Annotated in this window: 17 protein-coding genes; 11 read left to right on the forward strand and 6 right to left on the reverse strand. The window is 63.9% G+C overall.

The features are described 5' to 3' along the window. Positions 1 to 120: 120 nt before the first annotated feature. Genes G4G27_RS18050 through pgeF form a run of 4 tightly spaced genes read left to right on the forward strand, consistent with a single transcriptional unit; the run spans position 121 to position 2,874 of the window. A complete protein-coding gene (locus G4G27_RS18050; RefSeq protein ID WP_183109920.1) occupies positions 121 to 1,092 on the forward strand; it encodes an SAM-dependent methyltransferase in 972 nt (323 codons plus the stop codon). Further along, positions 1,089 to 1,598: a GNAT family N-acetyltransferase gene (locus tag G4G27_RS18055; RefSeq protein ID WP_183109921.1), complete on the forward strand. Its 510-nt coding sequence runs from the start codon at positions 1,089 to 1,091 to the stop codon at positions 1,596 to 1,598. The genes G4G27_RS18050 and G4G27_RS18055 overlap by 4 nt, the downstream gene beginning before the upstream one ends. Next, positions 1,595 to 2,116 (forward strand): GNAT family N-acetyltransferase, encoded by a 522-nt coding sequence (locus tag G4G27_RS18060; RefSeq protein WP_202049607.1) that lies wholly within the window; start codon positions 1,595 to 1,597, stop codon positions 2,114 to 2,116. Before G4G27_RS18055 ends, G4G27_RS18060 begins: the two co-directional genes overlap by 4 nt. Then, entirely contained in the window at positions 2,113 to 2,874 is a 762-nt protein-coding gene (gene pgeF, locus G4G27_RS18065) for a peptidoglycan editing factor PgeF (protein WP_183109922.1), read from the forward strand. Before G4G27_RS18060 ends, pgeF begins: the two co-directional genes overlap by 4 nt. Positions 2,875 to 3,043: 169 nt before the next feature. On the opposite strand, the gene G4G27_RS18070 is transcribed toward pgeF, so the two are convergent. Then, complete coding sequence (locus G4G27_RS18070; protein ID WP_183109923.1) at positions 3,044 to 3,424, reverse strand: VOC family protein; 381 nt, start codon at positions 3,422 to 3,424, stop codon at positions 3,044 to 3,046. A gap of 88 nt (positions 3,425 to 3,512) precedes the next feature. On the opposite strand from G4G27_RS18070, the gene G4G27_RS18075 reads away from it, so the two are divergent. From G4G27_RS18075 to G4G27_RS18090, 4 genes are read left to right on the forward strand one after another with little or no spacing between them, the layout of a single operon-like run. After that, the gene (locus tag G4G27_RS18075; protein WP_183109924.1) at positions 3,513 to 4,835 is read left to right on the forward strand and encodes a cystathionine gamma-synthase family protein; all 1,323 of its coding nucleotides are present in this window, start codon (positions 3,513 to 3,515) and stop codon (positions 4,833 to 4,835) included. Beyond that, positions 4,832 to 5,635, forward strand: coding sequence for a hypothetical protein (locus tag G4G27_RS18080; protein WP_183109925.1), 804 nt, complete (start codon positions 4,832 to 4,834; stop codon positions 5,633 to 5,635). Before G4G27_RS18075 ends, G4G27_RS18080 begins: the two co-directional genes overlap by 4 nt. A 39-nt stretch (positions 5,636 to 5,674) precedes the next feature. Next, the gene (locus G4G27_RS18085; protein WP_183109926.1) at positions 5,675 to 6,694 is read left to right on the forward strand and encodes an adenosine deaminase; all 1,020 of its coding nucleotides are present in this window, start codon (positions 5,675 to 5,677) and stop codon (positions 6,692 to 6,694) included. Next, a complete protein-coding gene (locus G4G27_RS18090; RefSeq protein ID WP_183109927.1) occupies positions 6,691 to 7,209 on the forward strand; it encodes a phosphoribosyltransferase domain-containing protein in 519 nt (172 codons plus the stop codon). The genes G4G27_RS18085 and G4G27_RS18090 overlap by 4 nt, the downstream gene beginning before the upstream one ends. Positions 7,210 to 7,360: 151 nt before the next feature. On the opposite strand, the gene murA is transcribed toward G4G27_RS18090, so the two are convergent. The 5 genes from murA to phaC form a co-directional block, all read right to left on the reverse strand. Next, positions 7,361 to 8,644 carry a UDP-N-acetylglucosamine 1-carboxyvinyltransferase gene (gene murA / locus G4G27_RS18095; RefSeq protein ID WP_183109928.1) on the reverse strand — a complete coding sequence of 428 codons (1,284 nt, stop codon included), beginning with the start codon at positions 8,642 to 8,644 and terminating at the stop codon, positions 7,361 to 7,363. A gap of 89 nt (positions 8,645 to 8,733) precedes the next feature. After that, positions 8,734 to 9,072 (reverse strand): ATP-dependent Clp protease adapter ClpS, encoded by a 339-nt coding sequence (gene clpS / locus G4G27_RS18100; protein ID WP_183113888.1) that lies wholly within the window; start codon positions 9,070 to 9,072, stop codon positions 8,734 to 8,736. Positions 9,073 to 9,276: 204 nt separating this feature from the next. Next, positions 9,277 to 9,696: a hypothetical protein gene (locus G4G27_RS18105; RefSeq protein ID WP_183109929.1), complete on the reverse strand. Its 420-nt coding sequence runs from the start codon at positions 9,694 to 9,696 to the stop codon at positions 9,277 to 9,279. A 147-nt stretch (positions 9,697 to 9,843) separates the two neighbouring features. After that, positions 9,844 to 10,674 (reverse strand): phasin family protein, encoded by an 831-nt coding sequence (locus G4G27_RS18110; protein WP_183109930.1) that lies wholly within the window; start codon positions 10,672 to 10,674, stop codon positions 9,844 to 9,846. Positions 10,675 to 10,796: 122 nt separating this feature from the next. Beyond that, positions 10,797 to 12,539, reverse strand: a complete 1,743-nt coding sequence (phaC, locus tag G4G27_RS18115) for a class I poly(R)-hydroxyalkanoic acid synthase (RefSeq protein ID WP_183109931.1) — start codon at positions 12,537 to 12,539, stop codon at positions 10,797 to 10,799. 124 nt (positions 12,540 to 12,663) lie between these two features. On the opposite strand from phaC, the gene G4G27_RS18120 reads away from it, so the two are divergent. Genes G4G27_RS18120 through G4G27_RS18130 form a run of 3 tightly spaced genes read left to right on the forward strand, consistent with a single transcriptional unit; the run spans position 12,664 to position 14,690 of the window. Continuing rightward, entirely contained in the window at positions 12,664 to 13,881 is a 1,218-nt protein-coding gene (locus G4G27_RS18120; protein WP_183109932.1) for an LL-diaminopimelate aminotransferase, read from the forward strand. Between the two features lie 16 nt (positions 13,882 to 13,897). Further along, positions 13,898 to 14,194 (forward strand): DUF2061 domain-containing protein, encoded by a 297-nt coding sequence (locus tag G4G27_RS18125; RefSeq protein WP_183109933.1) that lies wholly within the window; start codon positions 13,898 to 13,900, stop codon positions 14,192 to 14,194. 31 nt (positions 14,195 to 14,225) lie between these two features. Beyond that, entirely contained in the window at positions 14,226 to 14,690 is a 465-nt protein-coding gene (locus G4G27_RS18130; protein WP_183109934.1) for a RidA family protein, read from the forward strand. Positions 14,691 to 14,699: the final 9 nt, after the last annotated feature.

The following is a 14,699-nucleotide window of genomic DNA, read 5'->3' on the forward strand; positions in this document are numbered from 1 at the left end:
ATGACTTTGACAGACCCTCCCCTAACCCCTCCCGCAAGCGGGAGGGGAATTGACGCGCCCCTTCCCGATCGACTCGCCCGGGCGATCACGCTCGCCGGGCCGATCCCGATCGCGCATTTCATGGGTGCGGCAAATGCGCATTATTATGCGACCCGCGACCCGCTTGGCGCGGCCGGCGACTTCGTCACCGCACCGGAGATCAGCCAGATGTTCGGCGAGTTGATCGGCCTGTGGTGCGCCGATCTGTCGGACCGCGCCGGGCGACCCGAGATCGCCTGGGTCGAGCTTGGCCCGGGACGCGGCACACTTGCCGCCGATGCGCTGCGTGCGATGGCGACGGTCGGGCTGGCACCGCCGGTGCATTTCGTCGAGACCAGTCCGGTGCTGCGCACGGCGCAAAGCCAGCATGTGCCGCACGCCGACTGGCACGACAGCGTCGCCACCCTGCCGGCCGATCGGCCGTTGATCGTCATCGCCAATGAATTCTTCGACGCGCTGCCGATCCATCAGCTGGTGCGCACGATCGGCGGCTGGCACGAACGGCTGGTCGCCTGCCAGGACCTGCTGTTCCTGCCGATCGCGGGCAAGCAGGTGCCCGAGGCGATCCTGCCGCCGGAGTTGCGCGAAGCGCCACCCGGATCGATCGTCGAAACTTCCCCGGCGAGCGTCGCGATCATGCGCGAGCTGAGCGCCCGGATCGTGGCGCAGGGCGGCGCGGCGCTGGTGATCGATTATGGTTATGAGGGGCCGGCGATCGGCGACACGCTGCAGGCGGTGCGCGCGCATGGGTTCGTCAATCCATTCGAGAATCCCGGCGACCATGACCTGACCGCGCATGTCGACATGGCGACTTTGGCCATCGCGGCACAAGCCGAAGGCGCGGTCGCGAGCGGCCCGGTGACGCAAGGAGTGTTGCTCGACACGCTGGGCATCGCCGCGCGCGCGACCGCGCTTGCCGCCGCCGCACCCGATCGTGCCGCGGGCATCGCCGCCGATCGCGAGCGGCTCGCCGCGCCCGCGGCAATGGGCGATCTGTTCAAGGCGATCGCGGTGACCGCACCCGGCTGGCCGACCCCGGCGGGCTTCGCATGATCAGCTATCGGGATGCCCGCACGATCGACGGACCGGCGCTGTCGGCGATGGCGCGGCGCAGCTTCACCGAGACCTTCGGCACGCTCTATCGCCAGTCCGATCTCGCCGCCTTTCTCGACGAAGCCTTCGGCGCGAATGGCCTGCCCTCGCAATTGTCCGATCCCGATTTCGCGGTCCGGCTCGCACTCGATGGCGACCAGATCATCGGTTTCGTCAAAATGGGTCCGGTGACCTTTCCCGGCGAATGGCGCCCCGACGCGATCGAGCTTTATCAATTCTATGTGCTGGGGCCGTGGCAGGGTCAGGGCGTCGCGCAGGCATTGATGGAATGGGCGCTGGAGCATTCGCGTTCGCATGGCGCGAAGGAGATCATCCTCAGCGTCTATGTCGACAATCACCGCGCGCACCGATTCTATGAACGCTACGGTTTTCGCGATATCGGCCGCTATGCGTTTCGCGTCGGCGAAACGGTCGATGACGACAATCTGATGAGGCTCGTCCTGTGAGTGATCTTGAATACCGTACCCCGACCGAAGCCGACGGCGCCGCGCTGTCCGCGATGGCGCGCAAGAGCTTCGCCGCGACCTTCGCGAGCAAGATCGCGCCGGCCGAAATGGGCGCCTATCTCGACCTGGCATACGGCCCGAGCGGGCACATGCAGCGCGACCTCGGCGATCCGGCGGTCCTTTGGCGCGCAGCGTTCCAGGACGGCAAGCCACTTGGTTACGTCAAGGTGATGCCGATGAGCCTGCCCTATGATGCCGCCGTGCCCGGCGCGCTCGAGGTGCGGCAGCTTTACGTGAATGAGGATGTGAAGGGCGCCGGCGTCGCCGCCGCGCTGATGGCATGGGCGATCGACACCGCCCGCGCTCGCGGCGTGGGCGAGCTTTATCTCGCCGTGTTCGACGACAATGAGCGCGCGGTGCGTTTCTATTCGCGGCACGGTTTCGCCAAGGTCGGCCGATTCGATTTCGTCACCGGTGGGCAGGTGCATGACGATGGCATCTGGAGATTGATATTGTGAACGAGGTCGAGGTGATCCGCAGCGGCGCGCTGGGCGGCGTGGCGCACGGCTTTCTCGGACGGCGCGGCGGCGTCTCGACCGGGATCCATGCCGGGTTGAATGTCGGCATCGGATCGGATGACGAGCCGGACGCCGTGACAAAGAATCGCGCGCGCGCGGTTGAGGCGGTGCTGCCCGGTGCAAACCTGGTCACGGTGTTCCAGATCCATTCCGCCGATGTGGTCGCGGTCACCGCGCCACCGGCGGAGCGCCCGCGCGGCGATGCGCTGGTCACCGACCGACCCGGCCTGTTGCTCGGCATCCTGACCGCCGATTGCGCGCCGGTGCTGTTCGTCGATGCTGCGGCCGGTGTGATCGGCGCAGCACATGCCGGCTGGAAAGGCGCGATCGGCGGCGTCACCGACGCTACGATCGCCGCGATGGAGACGCTTGGCGCAAAGCGCGAGCGGATTGCCGCGGCGGTCGGCCCGTGCATCGCGCGCGCCAGTTACGAAGTCGATGACGGTTTCCTGGCAAACTTCGCGACCGACGATCCGGCAAACGAACGCTTTTTCGCGCCGGGCAAGCCGGGACACCATCAATTCGACCTCGAAGCCTATGTCGTTGCGCGCCTCGCCGCCGCCGGGCTGACGCGAATCGAAGCGCTGGGACTCGACACCTATGCCGATGAGGATCGCTTCTTCAGCTTTCGTCGCGCGACGCATCGCGGCGAGCCGGGTTATGGGCGGCAGATTTCGCTGATCGGTCTGGAAGGCTAGGGCGGAAAGAGTTGGCTGGAATCTGCTAACCCGTGCGGGCTGAGCTTGTCGAAGCCCCCGTGCCACAAGCAACCTGCCACTTGTGGGTCACTGCCCTTCGACAGGCTCAGGGCGAACGGCGCGGGATCAACTCAGATCGAAACTGCTCCGAGTGCTCGCTCCGAGGAAATCAGCGTGTCTTCACCTCGTCCGGATCGGTCAGTTGCGACAGAATCAAGCCATTGCCGTCCGGATCGGTAAGCATGAAATAGCGCCCCCAGGGCTCTTCCGCGACCGCCGCCAGGGTGAGGCCGAGCCCGGTCAGCCGGGCATGTTCCGCATCGACATTATCGATTCCGAGCATCAGGCCTTGCTGGCCGCCGGGTTTGAGATGTTCGAACCAGGTGACCAGCGCGATCGTCGCACCCCCGTCCTTCGGTTGCAGCTGGATCCAGCGCATGTCCGGTCCCATCGGATCGTCGCGAAGCAAGGTCAGGCCAAGCGTGTCGACATAGAAGGAACGCGCGCGATCGAGATCGGTTACGGGTATCGAGACAATTGCGATCGGCATCATCTTCCCCCTTTCAACGGTCCGGACAGTATCAAATGCGACTATCCGGCGCTAGGAGGGGCCATCATCCCAATCGGATATCCAAATCATGGCAATCAAGAACGAAACCGAAGCCGATCTGACCGGCGTCCCCCCACGCGGCAAGCCAAAGGCGAGCATCGAGAAGATCGGCGACCGCAAATTAAAGCCCTCGACCATGATGATGGGCCATGGCTACGACCCGATGCTGTCGGAAGGCGCGCTGAAGCCGCCGATCTTCCTCACCTCGACCTTCGTCTTCCCCAATGCAGCAGCAGGCAAGCGTCATTTCGAAGGCGTCACCGGAAAGCGTCCCGGCGGGTCGGAGGGGCTGGTCTATTCGCGTTTCAACGGACCGAACCAGGAAATCCTCGAGGATCGGCTTGGCATCTGGGAGGAGGCTGAAGACGCGCTCGCTTTCTCCTCGGGCATGTCGGCGATCGCCACCCTGTTCCTGTCGATGGTCAAGCCGGGCGACACGATCGTGCATTCCGGCCCGCTTTATGCCGCGACCGAGACGCTGATCGCGCGCATTCTCGGCCGGTTCGGCGTGCACTGGCTCGACTTTCCGGCGGGTGCGACGCGCGAGGAGATCGATGCCGTCCTGTCCAAGGCGTCGAGCGGCAATGTCGCGCTGATTTATCTCGAAAGCCCGGCCAACCCGACCAACGCGCTGGTCGATATCCAGGCGGTGGCGGCGAGCCGCGACGCGATCTTCAAGGGCGCCAAGCCGCCGATCGCGATCGATAATACGTTTCTTGGCCCGTTATGGCTGAAGCCATTGCAGCATGGTGCCGACATCGTCGTCTACAGCCTGACCAAATATGCCGGCGGGCATAGCGACCTCGTCGCGGGCGGCGTGCTCGGGTCGAAGGAGCATATCAACACCATCCGGCTGATGCGCAACACGATCGGTACGATCTGCGACCCCAATACCGCCTGGATGCTGATGCGCAGCCTGGAGACGCTCGAACTGCGCATGAGCCGCGCCGGGGAAAATGCGGTCAAGGTATGTGAGTATCTGCGCACCCACCCCAAGGTCGAGCGGGTCGGTTATCTCGGCTTCCTCGAGAGCACGCCCGGCATGGAACGCCAGGCCGATATCTATCGCCGCCACTGCACCGGGGCCGGCAGCACTTTCTCGCTGATCGTCAAGGGCGGCGAGAAGGAGGCGTTCGCGTTTCTCGACGCGCTCAAGATCGCCAAGTTGGCGGTCAGCCTGGGCGGGACCGAGACGCTTGCCAGCCATCCCGCGGCGATGACGCATCTGTCGGTGCCCGACGCACGCAAACAGGCATTGGGCATCACCGACAACCTTGTGCGAATCTCGATCGGCGTGGAAGATGCGGACGACCTGATCGCCGATTTCGAACAGGCATTGGAGGCGATTTGAGCGACAGCGCGGAAATGATCGAGGGCGTCGACCCCGGGCAGATGCTCGGCGATTTCGCAACGCCCTTATGGTTTCCGCGTTTTCGCGAAGGCGTCTGGGGTCCCTGGTCGCTGCGCGTGATCGCGATGAGTGGCGCGCGTGGTTATTGGGGGCGGACCTATAACCTGCACGGCACGGTGATCCTGATGGGTCCGTTCGAAAAGGACGCCGCCGCCTGGATGTCGATCGTACCGATGGAGATCGAAAGCCAGGAGATCGGCATCGCCGCCGCGCATGGCCACACCGTCGTGCTTGGGCTTGGCATGGGGTGGTGTGCGGCCAATGTCGCGCTCAACCCGGCGGTGACCCGCGTCACGGTGGTCGAGCGCGACCCCGACATCATCGCGCTGATCGAGACGCTCGGCGTGTTCGGCCAGTTGCCCGAAGCGGCGCGCGCCAAGATCGCCGTGGTGCAGGACGATGCGCTGACCTGGCGCCCCGACGGCGCGGTCGACAGCCTGCAGGCGGATATCTGGGCGAAGTTCGTCGAGCCGCGGAAATGGGACGATGTCCGGCGCATGCAGGACAATATCGATGCCGGCTCGATCTATTTCTGGGGCCAGGAAATGGAGCTGTGGCGCCTTGCCTGCCGGTCGCGCGGCGCACTGCCGGAGCGGCTGGAGGAGGGCGAACTTGCCGCACTGGTCGCGCAGACCGGCCTGCCGCTGATCAGCCAGAGCGGGTCGGGTTATGAAGACCGCATTGCGGAAGCATCGCGCTGGTGGACGCCGAAGGAAGATGGGTGGTGGGACGCGCGCTAAGTCGCTTGCCCTGCCCATCGCGGCGCGCGATCATGGCGCATGACCGATCTCGACAGCTTCATCACCGGCCTGCCCAAAGCCGAGCTCCATCTTCATATCGAAGGCAGCCTCGAGCCTGAGCTGATGTTCGCGCTGGCCGAACGCAACCGGGTCGCGATCCCCTTTGCCAGTGTCGAGGAGGTGCGCGCGGCGTACAGCTTTTCACGGCTGCAGGATTTTCTCGACATCTATTACAAGGGCGCGGACGTGTTGCGCACCGAGCGGGATTTCCACGACCTCGCCATCGCCTATTTCGACCGCGCGGCGGCCGACGGTGTGATCCACGCCGAGATCATGTTCGATCCCCAGACGCACACCGCGCGGGGCATCTCATTCGACATCGTGATCACCGGCCTGTTGTCGGGCATGGCCGAGGCGGAAGCGAAGCACGGGCTGACGTCGAAGCTGATCCTGTCCTTCCTGCGTCATCTCGACGAGGAAGATGCGTTCGCCACGCTCAAACTGGCCGAGCCCTGGATCGATCGGATCGCCGCGGTCGGGCTCGATTCATCCGAACTCGGTCATCCGCCGGAGAAATTCGCGCGCGTGTTCGCCGCGGCGCGGGCGCTGGGGCTGAGACTGGTCGCGCATGCCGGCGAGGAAGGGCCGCCCGATTATGTCTATCAGGCGCTCGACCTGCTTGGCATCGACCGGCTCGACCATGGCAATCGCAGCCTGGAGGATCCGGTGCTGACCGCGCGGCTGGCGCGGACGGGCATGACCCTGACCGTCTGCCCATTGTCCAATTTGAAGCTGTGCGTGGTCGACAGCATGGAAGCGCATCCGATCGACCGCATGCTTCGCGCGGGCTTGCGGGCGACGGTCAATTCGGACGATCCGGCCTATTTCGGCGGTTACATCGCGGACAATTACCGCGCCGCCGCCGCCGGGCGCGGGCTCGATCGCGATGACCTGGTCGCTTTGGCGCGCAACTCCTTTCTCGGGTCGTTCCTCAATGATGACGAGGTCGCCGGGCACCTCACAACGCTGGATGCCTATGTCGAGGGGCGCGCGGCATGACGATCTACACGCATATTCCGCAGGCGCAGTTCGTTGCCGACATCCGCACGCTGGCGGGTCGGCTCGATGGCGATGCCGGCTGGAAACCGACCTTCATCATCGGCATCGGCCGGGGTGGGCTCGTGCCCGCGGTGTTCCTGAGTCACGCCACCGGGCTGCCAATGCTGTCGGTCGATTTTTCGTCGCAGGTCGAGGATTTCTCCGACGCGCCGCTGGTCCGCCTCGCGGCGCGCACGCGCGACGGTGAACGGCTGCTGTTTCTCGACGATATCAACGATACCGGCCGCACCATCGCCAATCTGCGTCGCGCACTGGCCGAGGCAGGCGCGGTGCCGGGCAGCATTCGATTTGCCACGCTGATGGACAATATCCGCTCCGACCAGCGCGTCGAATATCATGCGCGCGAGATCGACCGGTCAGTGACAAAGGACTGGTTCATCTTTCCCTGGGAAGCGGTCGCGCCCGATGTGGCGATCGCGCTCGACGCGGCGGCGGTGCCGGAGCGAACGGCTTAGACTTCTTTATACCCCTCCCTGCAAGGGAGGGGTTAGGGGTGGGTCAGCGGCGAGCGGGGCTCGAAGCCCCGGTCGCCGCTTCGCGCCGAACGATGCGCTTCGCGATCGCACCCACCCCTGCCCCCTCCCTTGCAGGGAGGGGAAAACAGCCTCAGCCGTCTCCGACGCGCTCGATATCCGCGCCGACCGCCTGAAGTTTTTCCTCGAGCCGCTCATAGCCGCGATCGAGGTGGTAGACGCGCTGCACCTGGGTTTCGCCCGATGCCACGAGGCCGGCAAGAACCAGGCTCATCGAGGCGCGCAAATCGGTCGCCATCACCGGCGCGCCGACCAGAGGCGAGACGCCGCGTACCACGGCGGTGCGGCCGCGCACCTGAATGTCGGCGCCCATCCGCGCCAGCTCGGGCACGTGCATGTAGCGGTTCTCGAAGATCGTTTCGGTCAGTACGCTGGCGCCATCGGCCTGGGTGAGCATCGCCATAAACTGGGCCTGCATGTCGGTTGCGAAGCCGGGAAAGGGCGCGGTCGACAGGGTCAGCGGGCCGAGGCCGTTCGATGCCTCGACATAAAGATTGCTGCCACGCTCCTCGACCGTCACGCCGGCCTCGACAAGTGCCGCGACGGTCGCGCGCATGTCGTGCATGCCGACGCCGACCAGCTCAAGCGCACCGCCGGTGATCGCCGCGGCGCAGGCATAGCTGCCCGCTTCGATCCGGTCGGGCATCACGCGATAGGTCGCGCCGTGCAGCCGATCGCGGCCTTCGATCTCCAGCGTCTCGGTGCCGATGCCCGAGATGCTCGCGCCCATCGCAACGAGCAGGTTGCACAGATCGACGATCTCGGGCTCGCGCGCGGCATTCTCGATGATCGAGCCGCCTTTGGCGGTAACCGCCGCCATGATGACATTCTCGGTCGCGCCGACCGAGACGATCGGGAAAGTGTATTTGCCGCCCGACAGGCGTCCGCCCGGCGCGGTTGCCTTGACATAACCGGCGGCCATTTCGAGGTTGGCGCCGATCGCCTCGAGCGCCTTCAGATGCAGGTCGATCGGGCGGTTGCCGATTGCGCAGCCACCGGGCAGCGACACGGTCGCCTCACCGGCGCGGCCGATCAACGGGCCGAGCACCAGGATCGACGCGCGCATTTTCCGCACGATATCGTACGGCGCCTCGGTCGAGGTCAGCTTTCCGGCGCGGATCGTCATGACCCGGCCGAAATCTTCCGGCCGTGATCCCTCGATCTGAGTCGAGGCGCCAAGCTGGTTGAGCAGATGCCCGAAACTGTCGACATCGGCGAGGCGTGGCAGGTTGCGCAAGGTCACCGGTTCGTCGGTGAGCAACGCACACGGCATCAGTGTGAGCGCCGCATTCTTCGCGCCTGAGATGGGCAGTTTGCCTGAAAGGCGATTGCCGCCGCGGATGAGAATTCGGTCCATGCCGAGCTTCTATCGCGTGTGCGCGTCCGCGCAACTGCCGTCTGGTGCGGATCGCCGTTGGAGGGCAACGGACCAGCGTCGACCTACTCCTACGCCTTCTCCAGCGTACATTGCAGCGGATGCTGATTCTGCCGCGCGAATTCGGTGACCTGCGCGACCTTGGTCTCGGCGACCTCGTAGCTGAACGTACCGCACACGCCGACGCCCTTTTGATGGACATGCAGCATGACGCGAGTCGCCGCCTCCATATCCATGCGAAAGAAGCGCTGCAGTACGAGGACGACGAACTCCATCGGCGTGTAATCGTCGTTGAGCAGCAGCACGCGATACGGTGTCGGCTGCTTGGTGCGGACGCGGGTACGCGTGGCGACGCCGAGGCCGGTGCCTTCGTCGTCACCAGTGCCGCCCTCATCGGGACCTTCGGCCATCGCCTTGATATTGAGCTGATCGATCATGAAGTCCGAAAATATGGCACGACAGAGCCCAAGGGCAAGGGGGTGCACGCGGGTTAGGGTTGTTTTAGGCGGTCGATCCCCGGCTTTTCATGGTGATTTGTTCACTGCCCATGAATCCCTTTGGCTGCCAATCAAACAGCCGGGCCAGGGCTTTCCCAAGAACGCGACATACAAAAGCTAGTCGAACACCTTCCCTATGTCGTCGACATCGAGGTCGCCACGCTTCAGCGCAAGGGCACCACGCACACCGTTGATCATGACCACCAGCAGAATGGCGTTGATGACGATGCCACCAAGGCCGATCATCGTGATGAGCTTTGCGACAATCTCGACGACAAGCAAAAGCGTCGCGACCCCGCCCCATATGACGCCCTTGCCGGCGCGCAACCGGAAGCCGGCGATGGTAAAGACGATGGTTTCGACCGCGACGCCCGCGATTCCCCCTGCGAGCTCTGCTGCGGGACCGGTGTGCGTCGCAACAATCACCGCGATGCCCAGAATGGTCAGCCCGGCCGCGATAAAACAGGCCAGGCCACCATTTTGCGCGGCGCTCTCCGCCCCGTCCTTGGTCGTCAGATCGATGTTCCAGAAAGCCATTCTATTCCCCCTCGCCCACTTGACGACATCCTAGCAGAGCAACGCATATCGTCGAGCGGGCTCGTGAGTTCGGCGGGATCCCCGTGCAACGAAAAAGAGCGGCCCCTTGCGGGACCGCCCTTTCCTGATCGGTTCGATTGCCAGCGATTAAGCGGCGATCTTGACCTTTTCGACCGCAACGGCAACGCGGTTCGAGATCGGCTGAGCGACCTCGCCGGCCAGCTTCAGCACGGCTTCGGTGTTCTTCGAGGTCTGTGCGACGATCGCATCGAACGACGAGCGGACATAGTCGCTGTGCAGCTTGAAGAAATCGGTCGGCGACTTGACGGTCGACAGGCTCTTCAGCGCGGCGGTCGCGCCTTCGAACTGCTTGCGGCTGTAATCAGCGGCATCCTGGCCGAGCGTCTCGAAGCCTTTGGCTGCGATCTTGCCCGATTCGACCAGGGCTTCGATGTTGCCCTTGCTGAATTCGTTGATTTCTTCGAACGCCTTGGTGCTCTTCTCCACAGCGGCCTTGGCGCGGTCGTTCGCATCGGCGAACAGGGTCTTTGCCTTGTCGGCAGCAGTCTTCAGCGTAGCTTCCATGACAGTCACTTCCTTCTGGATGACGGCCTTCGCTTTTGCGACGACCGGCTTGATTGCGGTGGGCACAGCCAGCTTGGCTGCGACGGTCTTGATCTTGATCGGGGCAGGCTTGAGGACCGCCTTGGCGGCGACCTTCTTCTTGGCCACCGGCTTGCGCTTGGCGGCGGTAACGGGCTTTGCCGCAGCCTTGGCAACCGTTTTTACGGGCGCCGGCTTGCCTTCAACCTTGGGCGCGGGCGCTGCTTCGACCTTGGCGGTCGGTGCTGCGACGGCTGGAGCCGGATCGGCCTTGGGCGCAGGTGCCGCTGCCGTTACGGCAGGAGCGGAAACCGGCGCAGCGACCGGCGCGGGCGCCTTGATGGCCGTGTCAGTGTTAGGCGACTTGCTGGCCAAAACGGCCTCCTTACATTCGTTGCTGCACTGCAATATAATTGCTGCGGCCCCAAAAGCAAGGATTTTTGTTGCAATGCAACATAACAGTCATGCACCGATAAAGAAACAAATATAACAGTGGCTTAACGAGACCTCACATAAGTCCCCGGCGCATCTTCGAGCGCCTTGAGCTTACCCCTGCCAGGCTGCCGCGCGGCCTTTGCCGCAACCGTTGCCAAGTTCTGATCGTGCAGCCAGCCAAGCCAGTCCGGCCACCAACTGCCCTTGGTCTCGGTTGCGCCGGCGACGAACTCGGCCAGCGTCTTCACGGGCGCCGGATTGAGCCAATATTGATATTTGTGCAGCGAGGGCGGATTGACCACGCCGGCGATATGCCCCGACCCGGCGAGAACGAATTTGATCGGCCCGGCGAAATGATGCGTGATGCTCCACACGCTTTCCGCCGGCGCAATATGGTCCTCGCGCCCGGCCTGGATATAGGCCGGCGTCTTCACTTTGGTCAGATCAATCGGCGTACCGCCGGCCTGCAGCGCGCCCGGTTTGGCGAGCAGATTGTCGCGGTACAGGTCGGTCAGATAACTAAGATGCCATTTGCTCGGCAAATTGGTCGTGTCGCCGTTCCAGTGGAGCAGATCGAACGGCGCATAATCCTGGCCGAGGAGGTAATTGTTGGTGACGTAGTTCCAGATCAGGTCGCGCCCGCGCAACAGGTTGAAGGTCAGCGCCATGTAGCGGCCGTCGAGAAAGCCATCGGGGGACATTTTGGCGATCGAAGCGAGCTGATCGTCATCGACGAAATGGAGCAGCTCACCGGCATTGGCGAAGTCGATCTGGGCGGTGAAGAAGGTCGCGCTCTTCACCTTCTCCGCTTCGCCGCGCGCCGCGAGAATGGCGAGCGTTGCGGCAAGCGTGGTGCCGGCGACGCAATAGCCGATCGCATGGACCGCATCGACCTTCAGCGCATCGCGAATCGTGTCGATCGCATCGATCTGGGCGGCGATATAATCGTCCCACAGCACGTCCTTCATGCTCGCATCGGCCGACTTCCACGACACCATGAACACGGTGATGCCCTGATCGACCGCCCAGCGGATGAAGCTCTTCTCCGGCGTCAGGTCGAGAATGTAGAAACGGTTGATCCAGGGCGGGAAGATCACCAGCGGCACGGCGAGCACAGTCTCGGTGGTCGGCGTGTACTGGATCAGTTCGTAAAGCGGGGTGCGGTGCACCACCTTGCCGGGGGTCGTGGCAAGGTTGCGACCGACCTCGAACGCGTTCGGATCGGTGTGGGTGAGCTGCCCCTTGCCGATATCGGCCAGCATGTTCTGCAGGCCCTTCAGCAGATTCTCGCCACCGGTCTCGATCGTCTTTTCGAGCACTTGCGGGTTGGTGGCGGGAAAATTGCTCGGGCTCATCGCGTCGAGAAAACCGCGCGAGGCAAAGCGCAACTGCTCCTTCTGCTTTGTGTCCACCCCCTGCATCGCATCGACATTCTGCAGCAGGTGATCGGAGATCAGGAAATAGCTTTGCCGGATCCAGTCGAACATCGGGTTGTCACGCCATGCCGCATCTTTGAAGCGCTTGTCGCGGGCATGTTCTGGTTTCTCCTCCGTTGCCGGCGCACCGGCCGGGTCGAGGAAACGTTGCCAAAGCGACAGGCTGTCGGTCCAGAAGGACTGCGCACGTTCGATCGTGGCCGCATCGTTGAAGCCGGGAATCACGGGTATGCCGCTTGCCTCAGGCGGCGTCATTGCGCCGAGCCCTTGTTCGAGCATCATCTGCTGCGCCCGGCCGATCACCCAGGTCCAGTGCTGAAGTTCCTCCAGGCTGGGCAAGGTCGGTATGGACGTGTCGGACTTGGCCATGGGATTCCTCGGAAGCTTCCTCGGGACTTTCGGGCACCCTAACGCATGGGCACGCTTGCGTCATTCCTGCCAAAGGAAGAAAGACGTAAGCAGGACAATACCGTCCCAGTGCAGAGAACCACTCATGTCCGACGATTTCTACCGCATCCGCCGCCTGCCGCCCTATGTCATCGCCGAAGTGAACGCGATGCGGGCCGAGGCGCGAGCGGGCGGCGAGGACATCATTGATCTCGGCATGGGCAATCCCGACCTGCCACCGCCACCGCACGTGATCGAGAAATTGTGCGAAGTCGCACGCAAGCCCGATGCGCATGGCTATTCGGCGTCGAAAGGCATTCCCGGCCTGCGCAAGGCGCAGAGCGGCTATTACAAGCGCCGCTTCGGCGTCGACCTGAACCCTGACACCGAAGTCGTCGTCACGCTCGGATCGAAAGAGGGCCTCGCCAATCTCGCCCAGGCGATCACCGCGCCGGGCGATGTCGTGCTCGCGCCTAATCCGAGCTATCCGATCCACACTTTCGGTTTCATCATCGCCGGCGCGACGATCCGCAGCGTGCCCACCACCCCCGACGAGCATTATTTCGAAGCGCTGGAGCGCGCGATGGCCTTCACCGTGCCGCGTCCGAGCGTGCTGGTGATGGGCTATCCGTCCAATCCGACCGCCGAAGTGGTCGATCTTGCCTTTTACGAACGCGTCGTCGCCTTCGCCAAGGAGCACAAATTGTGGGTGCTGTCCGACCTGGCTTATTCCGAGCTTTATTATGACGGCAAGCCGACCCCCTCGATCCTGCAGGTGCCGGGCGCAAAGGATGTGGCGGTCGAATTCACCTCGCTGTCGAAAACCTATTCGATGGCCGGGTGGCGAATCGGCTTTGCGGTCGGCAATCCGACGCTGATCGCTGCGCTGACACGCGTGAAATCCTATCTCGATTACGGCGCCTTCACCCCGATCCAGGCCGCCGCGGTCGCCGCGATCAACGGGCCGCAGGATATTGTCGAGCAGAACCGCAAGCTATACCAGCATCGCCGCGACGTGCTGGTCGAAAGCTTCGGCCGCGCCGGATGGGACATCCCCTCACCGCGCGCATCGATGTTCGCCTGGGCGCCGCTGCCGCCGGCGCTCGCGCATCTCGGCAGCCTCGAATTCTCCAAGCAATTGCTGACTCATGCCAAGGTCGCGGTCGCCCCGGGCGTCGGCTATGGCGAAAATGGCGAGGGTTTCGTGCGCATCGCGATGGTCGAGAATGAACAGCGCCTGCGCCAGGCGGCGCGCAACGTGAAGAAATATCTCCAGAGCATGGGGGTCAACACGCCGGCCAGTTCCGGCGCGCGCTCGGCCTGATGTTGCTGTTCAACTGATGTTTCTGTTTCGAGGTGTCGAGAGTCATCCCCGGTCGTTCGTCAAGGCGGTGTCGTGGCGCGCGCTGGGGAGCATCGACACCTTCATTCTGAGCTACCTGTTCACCGGCAGCGCGAAATCGGCCGGCGCGATCGCGGGCACCGAGGTCTTCACCAAGATCATCCTGTTCTATTTCCACGAGCGCGCCTGGTCGCTGGTGCGCTGGGGCCATCGGGTCGAAGATCCAGCCGTGCGAGACCAATCGGGCGAGGGCGCGACGCCGGTCCGAACAGGCGGTTTGCGGGAGGCGGATTGACGCGCCCGCCGCCGCGCGTCATCGAGGCGCCATGACCGACAGAATCGCCACCAAACTCGCCGAACTCGGCCTCGTCCTGCCCGAAGCCGCGGCGCCGATCGCCTCCTATGTCCCGGCCGTCGAAGCCGGCGGACTGCTCCATATCTCCGGCCAGCTGCCGTTCAAGGATGGCGCGGTGATGACCGGGCGGCTCGGCGAGAACCAGGATCTCGCTTATGGTCAGGAAGCTGCGCAACGTTGCGCATTGATGCTGGTCGCACAGATGAAGCAGGCGCTTGGCGGCCTGCACCGCGTCGAACGGATCGTGAAGCTCGGCGTGTTCATCAATTCGACGGGTGATTTCACTGACCAGCCCAAGGTCGCCAATGGCGCATCAGACCTGATGGTCGCCCTGTTCGGCGAAGCCGGCAAACATGCGCGCGCCGCGGTCGGCGTGCCGGCATTGCCGCTGAATGCAGCGGTGGAGATCGACGCAATCGTCAAGATCGCGGAATAGCGCGGGCCG

Source organism: Sphingomonas sp. So64.6b (assembly GCF_014171475.1).
Lineage (GTDB): Bacteria > Pseudomonadota > Alphaproteobacteria > Sphingomonadales > Sphingomonadaceae > Sphingomonas > Sphingomonas alpina_A.